This window comes from Nocardia vinacea (assembly GCF_035920345.1).
Lineage (GTDB): Bacteria > Actinomycetota > Actinomycetes > Mycobacteriales > Mycobacteriaceae > Nocardia > Nocardia vinacea_A.
Genome location: NZ_CP109149.1, coordinates 1,711,701 through 1,727,897 on the forward strand (window position 1 = coordinate 1,711,701; position 16,197 = coordinate 1,727,897).

Sequence of the window (16,197 nt, forward strand, 5' to 3'; positions counted from 1 at the left end):
TGGTCGGGCGGCGCGCATTCGATGTAGAGAGTATTACTGTTGCATATTCGGTATGGTCGATTTACAGACTTGTCCGTACTTGTTCGATGGGTAGAAAGTGAAGTGCAGGATGACCAACGAAGCTGTGGCGGAGTTTCTGGACCGCTTCCGCATCCCGCTCATCGCCGCGCCGATGACGGGGGTATCCGGCCTGGAGTTGGCCGTGGCGGCGGCCGATAGCGGTATCGGAGCCTCGTTTCCGGTGCACAACGCGGCGTCACCCGCCGAGGTCGACCGATGGCTGCAGCATCTCGAGCAGCGCGCGGGTCTGGTGATCCCCAACCTCGTCGTGCACCGGACGAATGCCCGGCTGGCAGCCGACCTCGACGTCATCACCGCCCATCGGGTACCCGCCGTCATCACCAGCGTCGGGTCGCCCGTCCATGTCGTCGGACCGCTGCACGACGCCGGTGTGCTGGTCTTCTCCGATGTGGCATCCCTGCGTCATGTCGAGCGCGCGATCGCCGCGGGTGTCGACGGGCTCGTGCTGCTCACCGCGGGCGCGGGCGGGCATTCGGCCCCCGTGGAACGCGCCCGATCCGATCGGGTATGCACTCGGTATCGCTGCCGGGCTCGATGTTGCCGCGCTCGTTGTCTTCGACCTGGCTGACGTCAACGATCAACCGGCGCGGGTATGCGAGGACTTCGATCTCGAAACCGTCTGTCCCGCAACCACTTGGGCCCGGACGGCGCGCCCGGGACCGTGTGCGGTGGGTGCGGCGTGATGAACCAGCAACTCGTCTTCACCCTGCCGCAGATCTGCGAGTACGCGGATATCGAGCTGGCCCACGCACTAATGCGCAGGCACCGTACCTGCAGGCGTCATCGGTGCGTGTGGAAGGCTGCGGCGTACTACACACTGATGGACGCCGGACGGCTCGTCCCGCAAACGGTGACGCCGCGCGAGCGGGCCGTCGCCCGGGGGATTGCGTTCCCTCCGTTGGACTGCGAGCCGCTCGCCCCGGGTGGGCCGACCCTGCGCACATTGCACGAGGTGCTGGACAAGCTCAACGAACTGGCGTCGCCGGTCCCGGGCCTGGGCGGGAACGATCGCGGCATCGACTGACACTTCGACGGGGTCCGCAATGAGCGAGCATCGCACCGAGGTCGACGGCTGGCGGGCGGACTGGCGGATCGGCCGCCACCGCATCCGAATAATGATGGTACGCAACCTATCCGAATCGCAACCGTTGCTGTCCGCCGCGATACCTGCTGTCGCACCCGACTTGGTCGAGCTGCGCGAGCGGTTCCCGGAACTCTCGCGGCTATGGGACTCGATCCGGCATGAGTACTGGGTTGAATGCTTTGTCCCCCAAGAACATTCACAGGGAACGATCTAGCGAAAGGGGTATCCGGTGACTTCCGATCCGGAATCGGCCCGAGTGCAACAGCTCGCGAGTCGGGCCGCACGAGCGGGCTACCTGCTGGTGCGCGATCAAGGCTGGACTCTGCTCGACGCGGAAGACGGCGAAGCGCTGTATTCCACAGCGTCCCTGGACCTCATCGAGCAATGGCTGTCCCAATGACACATCCGACAGTCACCTGCCACCGCGCGCCGACAATTCGGGTCGCTGATAACTGTCCGACAATTCGAGTCGACGGCCTAGACGGTCCGGGCGGAGCAACCCGGGTCGTGGATCGCGCTGGCGTGCAACGTCGTTCGCCCGACCGCAGTGTCGGTGGGCGGTAGTACGGTGCGCCACATGGCCGCGAACCCGTCGAACCCGTCGAACCCACACGACGCCTACTTCCGCAATGTGCTCGGCCGCCCCGCCGAGGCGGCCTCGGAACTACGTCTGGTTTTGCCGAAGGAGATTGTGGCGCGCCTGGATTGGGCCACGCTCGAGGTGCAGTCGGGTACGTTCGTGTCCGATGAGTTGCGGTCCCGCCAGAGTGACCTACTGTTCCGGACCCGCCTCGACGGTCGCGACGCGTTCGTCTATATCTTGTTGGAGCATCAGAGCCGCAGTGACAATCTGATGCCGTTCCGGATGCTCGAATACGTCGTGAACATCTGGAGCCATTACCTGCGCTCGCAGCCCGATGCTCGATTGTTGCCGCCGATCATTCCGGTTGTCGTTCATGTCGGCCCGAACGGATACCGGTGGACGGCACCGATGGACGTGGCGGATCTGATCGATGCCGACGTCGACGCGCGGGCAGCGCTCGGGGATTACCTGCCGCGGATGCGGTACGTACTCGATGATGTCAATGCCGTCGATCTGCTCGTACTACTGCGACGACCTATGACACCCGCGGCGAAGGTCATGCTCTGCCTGCAGAAGATTGTGTCGGGCAACCCCGACCTGGTCGCGCAACTGTTGCTCCTCCGCCCCGAACTTCGGGCCATTATCGCAGGTCCAGGCGGGAAACAGGCCTTCAGGGCCATTGTGAAGTACATTTTGTTCGTCGGTGATATAGATGCCGACGACCTCGATCCCCTCACCGATCAGCTCGGGCCTGAAGCCAAGGAGGTCATCGTGACTACCGCTGACAAGTTGCGCGCAGAAGGTGAAGCGCGTGGTGAAGCGCGCGGGCGGGCGGCGACGTTGATCGAGCTGTTGACCTTGAAGTTCGGTCGGCTGCCTGCGTCGGTGGAGCAGGCTATATGGGATGGCGGGTTGGAGCAGCTGAAGGTGTGGAGCGCGCGGGTGCTCACGGCGAGCAGTCTGGACGACGTACTGGCCTGAGTGGGGTTTCCACACCGGTCGCGCTGTCGACGCATTACTGCCCGCGCTGGGCGTTCTTGACGAGTCCGCCGCCGATGATCAGTCGCTGGATCTCACTGGTGCCCTCGTACAGTCGCAGTAGCCGGACATCGCGGTAGATGCGTTCGACGGCCACGTCACGCATATAGCCGGTGCCGCCGTGCACCTGTACTGCCAAATCGGCGACATTGCCCGCCATTTCGGTGCAGTACAGCTTCGCGACCGAGGGTGCGATGCGCCGGTCCTCGCCCGCGACCCAGCTGCGCGCGGCATCGCGGACCAGTGCCCGGCCCGCCATGACTCCGGTCTGCATGTCGGCGAGCATGGCCTGCACCAATTGGAACTGTCCGATCGCAGTGCCGCCCTGAGTGGCCGTCGCGGCGTAGGCCACCGACTCGTCGAGGGCGCGTTGCGCGGCGCCGACCGCGAGCGCGGCGATATGGATCCGGCCACGGGCCAGCGAGGTCATCGCCGCGCGATAGCCGATATCCTCGCTGCCGCCGACCAGCGCCTCGGGTCCGACGCGCACATCCTGGAATCGCACCTCCGCCGTCCACGCGCCCTCCTGGCCCATCTTGCGGTCCTTGGGCCCGACCTCGACGCCGGGGGAGTCGGCGGGGACGAGGAATACCGCGATCCCGGCGCCGTTTTCGTCGGCGGGGCGGGTGCGCGCGAAGGCGACGAACAGATCCGCCACCGGAGCGTTGGTGATGAATCGCTTCTCGCCGTTGATGATCCAGTCCGCCCCGGCGCGGACTGCCGTACTCCGCAACGATGCCGGATTGGAGCCCGCCCCGGATTCGGTGAGTGCGAACGAGGCCACCACTTCTCCGGAGGCGATGCGCTCGAGCCACCCCGACTTCTGTTCCTCGGTGCCGAATCCGACCAGTACCTGGCCCGCGATCCCGTTATTGGTGCCGAACATCGACCGCAACGCGAGCGTGGTGTAGCCGAACTCCATCGCCAACTCGACGTCCTGCGCGAGATCGAGGCCGAGCCCACCCCATTGCTGGGGTATGGCGTAGCCGAAAAGCCCCATCGCCTTGGCCTGTTCGACGATCTCGTCGGGCATCCGGTTCTCTTCGGCGATCTCGCGCTCCCGCTGGACGACGACGGTCCGGACGAACTTCCTGGTCTGGGCCAGGATTTCGCGGAAATCCTCCGGTGCGACCGCATCGACGCCGGTGGAAGAACTCGTCATGACATGGCCTCCTGGTTGATCGCTCGGCTGGTGTATATACCATTACTGTAATACCAGCGGTATGTAATACGGTATTGTCTGGGATCCGGTCGCGCGGGCCGGGTGCCAGACCTTCGTTCTCGATGTGTGGGTGCTGCGATGAATGCTTATGACGTCGGTCTCTTACTACTGCGAGCCTGCCTCGGTTTGACCATGGCCGCACACGGATACGGCAAGATCTTCTCGGGCGGACGGCTCACCGGAACTGCTGCGTGGTTCGACAGCATCGGGATGAAACCGGGCACGCTGCACGCGCGGCTGGCGGCGGGCTGCGAGGTCGGCTTCGGTATCGCACTCGCGGTGGGCCTGCTCACCCCCGTCGCCGCGGCCGGATTCGTCGCGCTCATGGTGGTCGCGGCGTGGACCGTCCATCGGTCCAACGGATTCTTCATCGTGGGCAACGGCTGGGAGTACAACATGGTGCTCGCGGTGGCGGCGATATCCGTAGCGACACTCGGCGCCGGGCGGATCAGCATCGATCGGCTGCTCTTCGGCACCGATCAACCCGATGGCTGGATAGGTCTGGCGATCGCGGCCGGTCTCGGAGCGGTGTCCGGTATCGGGCAACTGGCGATCTTCTACCGGCCGCAGGCCACGACGGTCTCCTGATGTCGAATCGGATGACACCATCGGCTCGCGACGAAAATGGCGACGGCACTGCGGAATTCGCGAACCAATTAGCAGCCCGCCTAGCCGACTACGGCGATCGGCCGTGTATCGAGTTCGAGCAGCGGTGGTACACGGGCGAGGAGATCGTCGACAACATCCGTGCGATCGAACTGACACTTGTAACCGCCGATGTCTCGATATCCGAGCGGATCGCAATCGTTGTTCGCAACCGCGTACCCCATGCCGCGGCGGTGCTCGGATGCATCGCCCGGTCTCGCCCGATCGCGATGGTCAACTCCTATCAGTCCGCCGAGTCCATAGCCCGTGACATCGGGGAAGTACGGCCCAGCGCGGTCATCGCGGATCGTCAGGATTGGACCGCGCCGGTGCTCGCGGCATGTGAGCGAGTCGGCAGTGCCGGGGTGTCGCTTTCACTGGATCCGCCGCGGGTGGACACGGTGCTGCCACGCACTTGCGTCGCGGGCCGCAGCTCGGATCCAGTGGTAGAGGTACCCGGGTTGCACATCTTGACCAGCGGAACGACCGGACCGCCGAAACGAGTGCCGATCCCGATGGCCGCGCTCGAACATACGGTGCGGAGCATGACCGGCGGCGAAACCGCCGGATCCGACGATCCGCCGGAGTTGGTGTACTGGCCATTCGGCAGTGTGGGCATCTGCCAGTTGCTCGCCGGTCCGTTTCTCGGCAAGCGGATAGTGCTGCTGGAGAAGTTCAGCGTCGAAGAGTGGGTTCGCGCGGTCAAGACCTACCGGATCAAGCGGGCGGGGGTGCAGCCGACGATTCTGCGAATGATTCTGCAGGCCGATGTCCCACGCGAAGATCTGGCATCGCTGGAGTATCTGCCCGGTGGTTCCGGGCCACTGGAAGCCGAACTGCGTGCGGAATTCGAGCAGCGCTACGGTATTCCGCTGCTGTGGGCGTACGGGGCGACCGAGTTCGCGGGTTCGGTCTGTGCGTGGACACCTGAGCTGCACCGGCAATTCGGTGCCACCAAGGAGGGCAGTGTCGGCAGACCGCTGCCGGGTGTACAGGTCCGGGTCGTCGACGCGGCGACCGGATCCGAGGCGGATGTCGGCGCGCAGGGCTTGCTGGAAGCCAAAGTGGCTGTGCTCGGCCCGAATTGGGTGCGCACGACCGATCTCGCCTCGGTGGACGCCGACGGTTTCGTCACCGTGCACGGCCGGGGCGACGGCGCGATCAATCGCGGTGGATTCAAGATCCTGCCCGAGACCGTGCGCAAGGTACTGCTCGGACATCCGGCGGTCCGCGATGCCTGCGTGGTCGGTGTGCCCGATGCGCGGCTGGGGCAGGTGCCCTTCGCCGCGGTGGAGGTGCGGCGCGGTGTACCTACCCCGGCGGAGTCGGAACTGAAAGAACTCCTCCGGCAAGCACTTCCGAGCCACCACGTGCCGGTCGCGATCACGGTGGTCGAACGACTGCCGCGGAATGCGGCGTTGAAGGCGAAGCTGGACGAGGTGGCGGCGATGTACGGCCGCGGCTGACGGCACGGTCGATCGGCGCTGCCGCGGCACCGGCTCGACTGGGGGGCGCCGTAGTATCGGCCGAATTTCGGGCGGATATGGCGTAGTGGGCTGGTAGAGAGCAGTTTTCGCGTTTGTGGTGCGGGGTCGGGTGGTTGGTGCTCGGCTTGGCTGCCGATCAGGTTGATCGGTGTGCTGGAGGTTGGGGTTCGTGGCGACGAGGGTGTTCGCGGTTGGGCATCGCGATCGCGTTGTGCACGCTGCCGTGGCTGGGCTTCGGAATGGTATGTGCGGGAAGAGACCCTGCGCGCGGCGAATCTGGCGATCATCGACTACCACCAGCGGCTGCCGCTGACCACAGTGTTCGGTGCGGGCACGCTGTCCTCGAGCGACGGACAGCGGTTCCCGGTGCGCGGCAAGTCGACTTCGGCCCGGGAGATGGTCATCCATGGCGGCCGGGTGCTGTCGACCTACACGCACGTGACCGATCAGCACGCCACCTACGGCACGAAGATCATCGTCGCCACGAAGCGGGAAGCGCACTACGTGCTGGATGAAATCCTCGGCAACGCAACGGATCTGCCGAGCACCGAACACGCGACCGATACCCACGGCGTGACCCTGGTCAACTTCGGGCTGTTCGACCTGCTCGGCATGCAGCTCTCACCCCGGATCCGGGACCTGGGGAAGATCACCCTGTACCGGCCTGGTCCCCGCCGTGAGACCGAGGCCCGGTTCCCACATGCCGGACCGCTGATGACACGGCGGGCCAACCTCGAGCTGATCGCCGAGCACTGGGACGATCTGTTGCGGCTGGCGGGGTCGCTGAAGTTCGGGCACGCCACCGCCTCGCTGCTGGTCGGCAAGCTGTCCGCGTCCGGACGGCAGAACACCCTCGCCACCGCGCTCGAGGAGTACGGGGCCCTGCGGCGCATCGTCTACGCCGTCCGCTATTTGTCGGATCCGGACTACCGGCGCAAGATCTCCCGCCAACTCAACAAGGGCGAGTCCCTGCACGCGCTACGGCGGGACCTGTTGTATGCGCACGAGGGCACGATCCGTGCCCGCCAGCTCGAAGACCAAACCGAGCAGGCCTGGTGCCTGACCCTCGCGACGAACGCCGTGATCGCTTGGACCACAGAGTATTACGGTCTCGCGGTCGAGCAGATGCGCCGGGCAGGGCGACGCATCGAGGACGAGGTCTTGGCGCACATCAGCCCGGCGCACAGCGAGAACATCAATTTCTTCGGTGCCATCGAGGTAGACATCGACGCCGAACTCGCCCAGCTCGGACCGACCGGCTACCGGCCGCTACGGGTCCGCGACACCTTGTTTCGACTTTCGGCCACGCTGCTGCGAATCGCCCAACGAGCAGTGGCAGAAGCGGCTCACCGATGCCGACCGGCGGGCCAAATCTCCGCTGTTCTGGACCCATGTGAACCCCTACGGCCGGTTCGAGCTGGACATGAATTCCCACCTCGATCTCGCCGGTGCAGCGGCCATGCTGCCAGGCCCCCGCACCGCGCCCGACACGCAGGCTCCCGAACCGGCGGCGGAGGCTTCCACCCCGCCCGAAGCTCCCTGACGCTCGACTTTTGGGGGATGAGGAGGTCACGCCGGAGCTTCTTTACTGGGGGATGTCGACCAGTACACGGCCGCGACCGCCGGCGTCGATGCGGTCGTGAGCCTTGGCGATGTCGGCGAGCGGGAAGCGGTCGCCGACATCGACGGTGAGGGCGCCGACGGCGGCCGCGGCGGTGAGGTCGCGGGTGGCCTGGCGCCTGGCTTCGGCGGGGAAGTCGTCGCTGCCGAGCAAGCGCAGGGTGACGTTGTTGAACAGCAGGGTCCAGAACGGGATCTCGGTGCGGTCGTGGCGGGTGGCGTACGCGGCGATGACCGCGCCGTTCGCAGCGACGGCGTCGTCCAGGTCGGCGTTGTCGGACAGGGCGACCTCGATGATCCGGTCCACGCCGTCGGTTGCGTGGGCGCGGATTGCGGCGGCGGGGTCGCCTGAGTCGAGGGCGACGGCGTGGGAGACGACCTCGGGATCGATCCTGTCCAGTTCGGTGCTGCGTCGGACGGTGCCGATGACCGTGGCCCCGCCCCAGCGGGCGAGCTGGGCGGCCAGTGAGCCGACCCCGCCGAGCAGGCCGTTGACCAGCACCAGTTTGCCGTCGACGGGGCCGTCGGCGAAGACGGTGCGGTGCGCGGTGATGCCGGGGATGCCCAGGCTCGCGCCGAGGTCGTCGGACAGGTGGTCGGGCAGTGGGACGGCGAGGTCGCCGGGGACGACGGTGTACTGGGCGGCGGTGCCGAAGGGGCGGTAGGACTGGGCGCCGTACACCCACACGCGCGTCCCGACGTGGCGCGCGTCGACGCCGTCGCCAACGGCGTCGATGATGCCGGCGGCGTCGCTGTGCGGGATCACCCGCGGATAGGGCATGGCCGAGCCGGTCCAGCCGCGACGCTTCTTGGTGTCGCCGGGGTTGGCGCCGGAGACGGTGACGCGGACACGGACCTCACCGGGGCCAGGGGTGGGGTCGGGCAGCTCACCGAGCTGGAGCACTTCGGCGGCCGGGCCCTGCTGGTCGTACCAGGACGCAAGCATGTTCAGTCCTTCCGATCACGGGTGTGGGTCTGAGGGTGGGGCTGCTCGTCCGCTGCTCGGATGCCGTCGCCGTCCATGACCTCGTGGAGCCAGGCGCGTTCTGCGCGGCTGGTGGCGCGGGCGGTGAGCAGCATGCCGCGCCGGTAAGGGTCGGTGACCTGCTCGGCGCGCAGCGGGGTGTCACCGTCGTAGAAGAAGCTGGCGGGGGCCTCCAGGAAGTCCAGGCGGCGTCGCAGCACGGCGTGCTGCTCGGCGCTGTTGGGCAGCAGTGAGAGGAACGCCAGGATCACGAACCAGCGGGAGAAGTCGGTGATCTCGTGCTCGGCCGGTTCCCGCAGCCGCCGCAGCATGTCCGCGCGTCCTGCCGCGGTCAGGTTCAGCACGTACCGGCCGCCGCCCGCCTCGGGTGCGCGGCGCCGTTCGATCAGCTCGGCCTTCGTCAGCCGGTTGATCGCCGGGTAGAGGGTGCCGTCGCTGACCGGACGGCTGTAGCCGGTCAGGTGCGTGATGCGGCGGCGCAGCTCGTGCCCCGGCAGTGGGCCCTCGGTCAGGAAGCCGAGTATCGCGAGTTCAAGCATGACCCCAGGATCCTACATCGAAACGATGTGCACATCGTTTCGATGTTACGGTGACCAGCTCGAGGGCCACAGTGCCGATGGACTACCCGGCCCCAGCCGGGCCCTGAGCTCGGTCTCCGACACCGAGATCGGCGCAGCCCTGGAAACTCTGTGGGGCGCAGCGGCGGTCAACACCTGGAACGCGCGTCGCGCCACGGTAGCGAAATGGCTGTCCTGGTGCCGCGAGCAAGACCGGGACGCCCCGGCAGTCCCGGCGTCGGCCGGGCGGTCGACCCCGCCGGATTCGGAGACACCGGTGCGCTCGCGGACCGCGTCGATGAACTCGACTGCGCTCGGCTACGACTCTGTCGCGCCGGTGTTGAATTCGACCGTGGCGAAGTTGACGGTCGCGAGTGCGGCCAGCTCGTCACCCGGCATGCTCCGCACTTCGACCTGGACGACGATGGACCGCTTACCCGCATGCACGATCTTGGTCACGGCGCGCGCCGCGCCGTCGGTGATGGCGCGGAAATAGCGCACACTCAGATCCGAGGTGACGACGCCGCCGCCGTTCGGTCGTGTCGCCAACGCTGCTGTGCCCGCCGCGATATCGGCCAGTGTCGCGATGAGCCCGCCCTGTAGTCCGCCCGAGGTGTTGACCACGTGTGGAGCGACCGGAAGCTCCCAAACGGGCGAATCGTCCGCGCCGCCGTTTCGGCGGAATCCGATGTGGTCGAGGAGCCCACTGATCGCTTGCATCGCTGTCATTGTTTCCGCTCACCTTGTCGCGCATACACGGTATTCATTTACTGCCCTGGCGCGACAGCAGGTCGCGCAATGCCCTGATATCGACCTTGCCGGTTGATCCGCGTTGGATGCTCTCGTCGGACTTCAGCAGCAACCAGATCGTCGGCACCTTGAACGCGCTGAGCCGTTGCCGCGCGGCGGTGTGGAGCCGATCGATCGAGATATCACCCACCACGGCCGCGGCCACCTGATCGCCTTGCCCCTGAACGACATTGGTGACGAAGGCGTTCTCCACACCGTCGATACCGCGGAGGGCCTGCTCCACCTCACTGGGATAGACGGTGGCGCCGCTGACCTTGAACATGTCGTCGGAGCGGCCGTGATAGAACAGGTACCCGCCTTCGTCGAGATGGCCGAGATCCCCGGTGGGATAGAAGCCGTCGACGGTCAGCAGGTCTTCGCGACTGCGGCGGCAGATACCGCGCAGCATATGCGGTCCGCGGAGTTGGATCTCACCCACCGTGCCCACGCGTGCCGGGCTGCCGTCCGTCGGATCGACGATGCGCACCTCCATCCCGGCAAACGGTCGCCCGCAGCTGCCCGCCGCGGTCTCGGGCATATCGGTGTCGGCGCGGTAACCGCAGTAGGGGCCGAAGGATTCCGTCATGCCGAACAGGTTGGCGCGCACACCGGGTCGCGAGCGCTGCTCGGGCGGTAGCAATGCCTCGAGGCTACCCGGTCGCAGTGCCGAGAGGTCGGCGCCGACCGTATCCGCCTGGCGCGCAAGCGCTTCGGCCTGATCGGGCCAGCCGCGAAAGAGGGTGACCCGCTCGCGTTCCAACAGTCGCAATGTCGTCTCCGGTCGCGGTATCGCCTCGGTGACCAGGGTGGCGCCGGCCAGCAGCGCGGACAGGACACCACCGCCGAAGCCGCCCACCCAGAAAAAGGGCATCGGCAAGTACAGCCTGGTGTCGCCATCGATGCATCGGCTGGCGAGTCCGGAGCGCACGGCGCCGAATGCGTTGCCGTGCGAGTGGATCACGCCCTTCGGGAGACTTCGGCTTCCGGAAGTGAACATGATCGTCAGCGGATCGGCGGCGGCGACGGTGCGCGCCAACGCGGCGGCGACCTCGGTGGCTGTTGCGGAAACCGGCAGCCTATCCACTTGATCGACCGTCCACACCCGCCGTAGCGCGGGCAGCGCGGGGCGGTGGATCGGCGCGTCGTCGAGATCGGTTAGGGCCAAGTCGGATCGAAGGCCCTCGACGTAGCGGTGCCCGCGGAACTCCTCGATCGTGATCACGAATTCCACTGCGGCGACGCGCAATTGCGCGATCAGTTCCAGGGTCTTCAGCAAGGTGCTGAGCGGTACCAGCACGGCACCGATACGCGTGAGCGCGACCGCGAACTGCACCCAGCGGACGCTATTGGGCATGATCAACCCCACCCGGGTGCCCTTGCCGACACCGGCCTCGACGAATGCCGCGGCCAGCCGGTGTGTCGTCGCGTCGAGTTCGGCGTAGGTCAGGCGCGCGGTCGGATCGATGACCGCCGAGTCGGCTCCGTTGCGGTCGGCGCGCAGTCGTATCAATGCGTCGACGGTGCATACGGTCGACGCGACATCCTCAGGCATCGAACATCTTTCGGAGGCGTTGGACATCGACCTCCCCGGGGGAGACGTTCGCGCCTGCGGTTCTGATCGTCGAACCGTGCCTGCCGATGAAGTAGACGAAGCCGTCGCCGTCGAGGCGCACCAGATCACCGGTGTGGAACCAGCCGTCGGCATCGAAACTCTCCTCCCGGCTGCGCTTGTAGTAGCCCTGCATGACATAGGGCCCGCGAATGCACAGCTCGCCGGTCTCGACCTCGGCACCGGTGTCCGGGTCGACGATCCTGATGTCGAATCCGGGGGCGGGCTTGCCGAATGATCCGCGGCGCTGCTCCGGCTGATCGGATTCGTCGCCGCTGAGCAGCACGACACCGCCCGCCTCGGTCATACCGAGCATATTGTGGCGCAGCTCGGGATCGCGGGGGCGCACCTCCTCGGCCATGATCGAGTACAGGTTGCCTCGGCGCATACTGGACAGATCGCGATCGGCGAAGCTGGGATGCCGGGCCAGGTGGGCGATGGCCGCCACGAAACCATTTGTCATCGTCGGCTTCTCGGCCTCCAGCAGATCCAGCGTCGCACCGGCGTCGGTGGTGTTCGAGCACACCAGCGTCGATCCGGCGACCAGGGTCGCCAGCAGCCCGAAGGCGAATCCGCCGATCCAGAAGAACGGCGAGCTGCAGAACAAGGTGTCTGTCTCGGTGAGTCCGCGGATCTCGTTCAAGTTCTTCTGGTGGTCGAGTAGTGCGCGGTGCGTGTGCACGACTCCTTTGGGTGCGCCGGTGGAACCGGAGGTGTAGATGACGGCCAGCGGGTCCGAGCCGTCGACATCGTGCTCCATCGCGGTGAGCAGTGCGTCGTCGACAGACTCGGCGAAGTGGTCGAGGCCCTCGATACTGCGGACGCGGCGCGGGTCCGTGTCGTAGCTGATCGCGACATGGCGCAGCTGAGGGACCGTACTGCAGAACAACCTGCCCCCGGAGCCGAACTTCGAGCTGGTCAGCACCTCGGTCAGTCGCTGGACGTAATCGTGGGAGCGAAAGCCAGCGGCGGCCAGCAGAATTCGGATATCACCGTCGACCAACTGCCCGCGTATCTCCCCGGCGGTGGCGAACGTCGAGAACGGGACGGTCACCGCACCGATCCGAGCGGCCGCCAGTGCGCCGACGACGAAGTCGGCGCTGTTGGGATACAGCAACCCGATATGGGTGCCCTTACCGGCCCCGAGTGCGATCAGTCCGCGGGCGAGCCGGGCCGAGCGGCGCTGCGCTTCGCCATAGCCGAGACGCTCCTCGTCGCAGATCAACAGCGGATGATCAGGCCTGGTTCGCGCGTGCCGGTGCAGGAGCCGCGCCACAGTGGGGGAGTTAGTACCCATTGTCGCCTCGCACGGCAGCCGCGGGTTCGCTGAAATGACGCCGCACCGCGCTCAGATCCGCCTTACCGGACGGTGTTCGCGGAATGGCCTCGACAATGGCGATCTCGGTGGGAATCTCATAGGCCGCCAAGCGCGTTCGGAGGAACTGCACCAACTCGTCGGCGCCGGCGGTCGCGCCATCGCGCAGTTCCACCAATGCCACCGGCGTCTCCCCGAGGCGCTGGTCGGGCCGGGCCACCACCGCCGCCCCCAGCACGGCGGGATGGCCTTCCAGGGCGCTGCGCACATCGTCGGGCATGATCTTGAAGCCACCCCGGATGATCGCCTGATCGGCTCGCCCGAGGATCCACAGAAATCCGTCCGCATCGATGCGAGCGATATCGGTGGTGCGGATCCAGTCCGCCGACGGTCCCAGCTGTCCGGGGATGACCTCGAGCAGACCGGGCTGGTCGGCACCGAGGACCATACCTTCCTCGTCGACGACTCGCAGCCTGGCGCCGCCGCTCACGCGACCGACGCTGCCGCGCTTGACATTCCAGTATTGCTGGTGGTCGGCCATCGTCCAGCCCGTGACGCCGCCGCCGAATTCGGTTGCGGCATAGGACGTCAGGACGGGGATACCGAACTTCTCGTAGAAGGCGTCGGCGTCGGCGGCCGACAGCGGTGCTGTGCCGGAAGTGACGACACGGATACCCGCCAGATCGTCCTTGCCCAGATCCGAATGCAGCACCGTGCGCAACGCGGCGGGCACCAGCGATACCGCGGCCGGACGATGCGCGCGCACCGCCTTGGCCCAGCTGCTGAGTTCGAACCGTGGCAACAGCACGAACGGCCGGGCCTCGATGACGCACTGCAGTATTCGGAATATGCCGCCGATGTGGACCAGTGGCGCATTGACGATCGCGATACCGCGTCGCGGTTCGCTGAGGGGCGTCGCACGATTCGGGTCGGTTCCGAGCACGCTGCGCGCAAGCATGTCGTAGGTGATATCGACCCGCTTCGGGGGACCGGTCGTGCCGCTGGTCAGCATGCGCACCGCCACCCCTGGCTCGGCTGCACCGGAATCGTTCGAATGTCCGGCGGCGGCGGTCGAGTGCGGCCCTACGTCCAATTCCGAGATCGACACCGTCGCAGTGCCCGATTCGGGCGTGACCAGCGCCGCGAGATCGCTCGCACGGCCGATGACCAGCGGTAGCCGCAGCGCGGCGATATCGGCTCGGATCCGGTCGTCACCACGTGCCGGATTGATCACCACGACGCTGCCGCCACCCAGCAGGACGCCGAGAAATGCGGCCACATGCTCGGGCCGATTGCGCAGCAGAATGCCGACCTTTTGTGGCCTCGTGCCGGGCGCGGTGGTGTAGGAGCGGATGCGACGCGCCATATCGCCGAGCAGTCGCCACGAGAACCACCGATCGTCGTACTCGATCGCGGGCGCGTCCGGCCGTAGGTTGAGCACATCGGCGATGCGTCGAATCAGGGGATGGTTGTCGCTCGGATAATCGTTCATCACCGGATCCTCGGTTCGATCGGAACGCGGTGTGGCGTAGTGCCGTTGCGCTCGTCGGCCAGTTGGGCGGTACCGATCGGATTGCCGAGGCGCGTGTAGATGAGTCCATGGTCCAGCGCCGCACGATAGGGCTTATCGAGTGATTCCCAGATCGCTTTGACCGTGCCCTGTGTGGCCGCCGGTGGTTTGGCGGCGACGGTGGCGGCGATCTCGTGCGCGCGCGCCCAGAGTCGGTCGCGCTCGACCACTTCGGTGACCAGTCCGATACGCAACGCGGTCTCCGCGCCGACCCGTTCGTCATTGCCCATCAGCGCCATGCGCAAGGCGTCGCCGAGGCCGACTCGTCGCATCAGCCCGACGGGTTCCAATGCGGAGACCAGCCCCGCGGAGACATGCGAGTCGAAAAAGGTGGCCTCGGTCGAACAGATCACGATGTCGGCCTCGTTGACGAAATAGAATGCGCCCGCGGTGCACATGCCGTGCACGGCGCAGATCACCGGCTTCCACATCTTCTGCCACTTCGGACTGAGTGCTTCGCCGGGATCCTCGTGATGCCACACACTGGTGGGCTGCCCATAGGGTTTCTTGATATCCAAACCGGCGCTGAACGCCCGATCGCCCGCCGCACGCACCACGACGGCATTGACCGCATCGTCCAATTTGACGGTATGCCAGGCACGTTCGACTTCCTCGCACATGGTGCGATCGAAGGCGTTGAGGCGATCCGGCCGGTTCAGGGTGATGGTAGCGACCCGGTCGACCGGGTCCACCTCCAGAAGAATGGTCTCGAATTCGGTCATCGGCACTGCCAATCCGGGGTCCGCTTCTCGACGAAGGCCTTGGGCCCCTCGAGCGCGTCCTCGGTGCGGGTGACGCGCTCCCGGAACGATTCGGCGAGCATCTCCGCTTCGTGCAGCGGCACGTCCAGGCCCTTGACGATGGCCAGGCGAGTGCCCCGAACCGCAAGCGGCGCATTCGAATTGACGATGTCGGCAATCTCGTGTGCGCGTTCCAAGAGCCGGTCGTGCTCGACGACCTCGGTGATCATGCCCAACTCATAGGCGCGCTGGGCGCTCATCCGTTCGTGTTTACCCATCAGCGCCATACGCAGCGCGACCGTACGCGGCAGCACCCTGGCCAGGCGCACCACCTCGCGGCCCGCGACCAAACCGATGCTGACGTGCGGGTCGAAGAAGCTCGCGCGCTCCGAGGCGATGACGATATCTCCGGTGGTGACCCAGTCGAGTCCGGCGCCGCAACACAATCCGTTGATGGCGGCGAGGATCGGTTTGGTCATGGTGCGAAACGGCGGCGTGCCCTCCTGGGGTGCTTCCCACTGCTCATAGGTGGACAGATACGGCCGTTCGTTGATCACCTTGCCGTCGCCGGGAATTGCCTTCACATCCGCGCCGGTGCAGAAAGCCCGCCCGGTACCGGTGACGATGATCGACCAGACCTTGTCATCGCTCTCCGCCTCGTCGTATGCGGCCCGCAACTCGGTGATCATGTGCGGGCTGAGTGCGTTGAGGGCCTCCGGCCGGTTCAGTGTGACGGTGGCCGTATGCCCGTCGACGTCGTATCCGATGGTGTCGAACGGCATGGATTTCCTTCCTGGGCACGGCTGCGAGCGCGTACTACTGTTATAGATACAGTAGACAGTACCGTTAGGCTTCTGCAAAGGTAGCGGATA

At 66.3% G+C, this 16,197-nt stretch carries 14 protein-coding genes and 2 pseudogenes; 7 read left to right on the forward strand and 9 right to left on the reverse strand.

Features of this window, described 5'->3' with window-relative positions:
- Positions 1 to 109: 109 nt before the first annotated feature.
- From OIE68_RS08140 to OIE68_RS08155, 4 genes are all read left to right on the forward strand, one after another.
- Positions 110 to 649 carry a nitronate monooxygenase gene (locus tag OIE68_RS08140; RefSeq protein ID WP_327098771.1) on the forward strand — a complete coding sequence of 180 codons (540 nt, stop codon included), beginning with the start codon at positions 110 to 112 and terminating at the stop codon, positions 647 to 649.
- A gap of 114 nt (positions 650 to 763) precedes the next feature.
- Entirely contained in the window at positions 764 to 1,105 is a 342-nt protein-coding gene (locus tag OIE68_RS08145) for a hypothetical protein (RefSeq protein WP_327098772.1), read from the forward strand.
- 289 nt (positions 1,106 to 1,394) lie between these two features.
- Entirely contained in the window at positions 1,395 to 1,565 is a 171-nt protein-coding gene (locus tag OIE68_RS08150) for a hypothetical protein (RefSeq protein ID WP_327098773.1), read from the forward strand.
- Between the two features lie 177 nt (positions 1,566 to 1,742).
- Positions 1,743 to 2,729, forward strand: a complete 987-nt coding sequence (locus OIE68_RS08155; protein ID WP_327098774.1) for an Rpn family recombination-promoting nuclease/putative transposase — start codon at positions 1,743 to 1,745, stop codon at positions 2,727 to 2,729.
- A 34-nt stretch (positions 2,730 to 2,763) separates the two neighbouring features.
- On the opposite strand, the gene OIE68_RS08160 is transcribed toward OIE68_RS08155, so the two are convergent.
- The gene (locus OIE68_RS08160; protein ID WP_327098775.1) at positions 2,764 to 3,948 is read right to left on the reverse strand and encodes an acyl-CoA dehydrogenase family protein; all 1,185 of its coding nucleotides are present in this window, start codon (positions 3,946 to 3,948) and stop codon (positions 2,764 to 2,766) included.
- A 138-nt stretch (positions 3,949 to 4,086) separates the two neighbouring features.
- Between OIE68_RS08160 and OIE68_RS08165 the strand changes: the two genes are divergently transcribed.
- The 3 genes and pseudogenes from OIE68_RS08165 to OIE68_RS08175 all read left to right on the forward strand — a co-directional run.
- Positions 4,087 to 4,596 carry a DoxX family protein gene (locus OIE68_RS08165; protein ID WP_327098776.1) on the forward strand — a complete coding sequence of 170 codons (510 nt, stop codon included), beginning with the start codon at positions 4,087 to 4,089 and terminating at the stop codon, positions 4,594 to 4,596.
- Positions 4,596 to 6,119 carry a fatty acid--CoA ligase family protein gene (locus tag OIE68_RS08170; protein ID WP_327098777.1) on the forward strand — a complete coding sequence of 508 codons (1,524 nt, stop codon included), beginning with the start codon at positions 4,596 to 4,598 and terminating at the stop codon, positions 6,117 to 6,119. The genes OIE68_RS08165 and OIE68_RS08170 overlap by 1 nt, the downstream gene beginning before the upstream one ends.
- 249 nt (positions 6,120 to 6,368) lie before the next feature.
- A pseudogene (locus OIE68_RS08175) lies at positions 6,369 to 7,433 on the forward strand (Tn3 family transposase); the annotation flags it as partial.
- Positions 7,434 to 7,725: 292 nt separating this feature from the next.
- Here OIE68_RS08175 and OIE68_RS08180 read toward each other — a convergent pair.
- The 8 genes and pseudogenes from OIE68_RS08180 to OIE68_RS08215 form a co-directional block, all read right to left on the reverse strand.
- Positions 7,726 to 8,706, reverse strand: a complete 981-nt coding sequence (locus OIE68_RS08180; protein ID WP_327098778.1) for an NADPH:quinone reductase — start codon at positions 8,704 to 8,706, stop codon at positions 7,726 to 7,728.
- A 2-nt stretch (positions 8,707 to 8,708) separates the two neighbouring features.
- On the reverse strand, positions 8,709 to 9,284 hold the full coding sequence (locus tag OIE68_RS08185) for a PadR family transcriptional regulator (RefSeq protein WP_327098779.1): 576 nt from the start codon (positions 9,282 to 9,284) through the stop codon (positions 8,709 to 8,711).
- Positions 9,285 to 9,620: 336 nt separating this feature from the next.
- Entirely contained in the window at positions 9,621 to 10,031 is a 411-nt protein-coding gene (locus tag OIE68_RS08190; protein WP_327098780.1) for a PaaI family thioesterase, read from the reverse strand.
- Between the two features lie 34 nt (positions 10,032 to 10,065).
- The gene (locus OIE68_RS08195) at positions 10,066 to 11,643 is read right to left on the reverse strand and encodes a long-chain fatty acid--CoA ligase (RefSeq protein ID WP_327098781.1); all 1,578 of its coding nucleotides are present in this window, start codon (positions 11,641 to 11,643) and stop codon (positions 10,066 to 10,068) included.
- A gap of 25 nt (positions 11,644 to 11,668) precedes the next feature.
- Positions 11,669 to 12,997 (reverse strand): annotated as a pseudogene (locus OIE68_RS08200) (class I adenylate-forming enzyme family protein); the annotation flags it as partial.
- Positions 12,987 to 14,507 carry a class I adenylate-forming enzyme family protein gene (locus tag OIE68_RS08205; protein WP_327098782.1) on the reverse strand — a complete coding sequence of 507 codons (1,521 nt, stop codon included), beginning with the start codon at positions 14,505 to 14,507 and terminating at the stop codon, positions 12,987 to 12,989. The gene OIE68_RS08205 and the pseudogene OIE68_RS08200, both read right to left, overlap by 11 nt.
- Entirely contained in the window at positions 14,507 to 15,307 is an 801-nt protein-coding gene (locus tag OIE68_RS08210; protein ID WP_419150687.1) for an enoyl-CoA hydratase/isomerase family protein, read from the reverse strand. The genes OIE68_RS08205 and OIE68_RS08210 overlap by 1 nt, the downstream gene beginning before the upstream one ends.
- On the reverse strand, positions 15,304 to 16,107 hold the full coding sequence (locus OIE68_RS08215) for an enoyl-CoA hydratase/isomerase family protein (protein ID WP_327098784.1): 804 nt from the start codon (positions 16,105 to 16,107) through the stop codon (positions 15,304 to 15,306). Before OIE68_RS08215 ends, OIE68_RS08210 begins: the two co-directional genes overlap by 4 nt.
- Between the last annotated feature and the right edge of the window lie 90 nt (positions 16,108 to 16,197).

Bases quoted from the DNA above. Each gene is read 5' to 3' on its own strand.
- OIE68_RS08205 (WP_327098782.1), bottom strand. From the start codon at position 14,507: ATGAACGATTATCCGAGCGACAACCATCCCCTGATTCGACGCATCGCC.
- OIE68_RS08170 (WP_327098777.1), top strand. From the start codon at position 4,596: ATGTCGAATCGGATGACACCATCGGCTCGCGACGAAAATGGCGACGGC.
- OIE68_RS08195 (WP_327098781.1), bottom strand. From the start codon at position 11,643: ATGCCTGAGGATGTCGCGTCGACCGTATGCACCGTCGACGCATTGATA.
- OIE68_RS08145 (WP_327098772.1), top strand. From the start codon at position 764: ATGAACCAGCAACTCGTCTTCACCCTGCCGCAGATCTGCGAGTACGCG.
- OIE68_RS08180 (WP_327098778.1), bottom strand. From the start codon at position 8,706: ATGCTTGCGTCCTGGTACGACCAGCAGGGCCCGGCCGCCGAAGTGCTC.
- OIE68_RS08165 (WP_327098776.1), top strand. From the start codon at position 4,087: ATGAATGCTTATGACGTCGGTCTCTTACTACTGCGAGCCTGCCTCGGT.
- OIE68_RS08185 (WP_327098779.1), bottom strand. From the start codon at position 9,284: ATGCTTGAACTCGCGATACTCGGCTTCCTGACCGAGGGCCCACTGCCG.
- OIE68_RS08160 (WP_327098775.1), bottom strand. From the start codon at position 3,948: ATGACGAGTTCTTCCACCGGCGTCGATGCGGTCGCACCGGAGGATTTC.
- OIE68_RS08155 (WP_327098774.1), top strand. From the start codon at position 1,743: ATGGCCGCGAACCCGTCGAACCCGTCGAACCCACACGACGCCTACTTC.
- OIE68_RS08210 (WP_419150687.1), bottom strand. From the start codon at position 15,307: ATGACCGAATTCGAGACCATTCTTCTGGAGGTGGACCCGGTCGACCGG.
- OIE68_RS08215 (WP_327098784.1), bottom strand. From the start codon at position 16,107: ATGCCGTTCGACACCATCGGATACGACGTCGACGGGCATACGGCCACC.
- OIE68_RS08190 (WP_327098780.1), bottom strand. From the start codon at position 10,031: ATGACAGCGATGCAAGCGATCAGTGGGCTCCTCGACCACATCGGATTC.
- OIE68_RS08140 (WP_327098771.1), top strand. From the start codon at position 110: ATGACCAACGAAGCTGTGGCGGAGTTTCTGGACCGCTTCCGCATCCCG.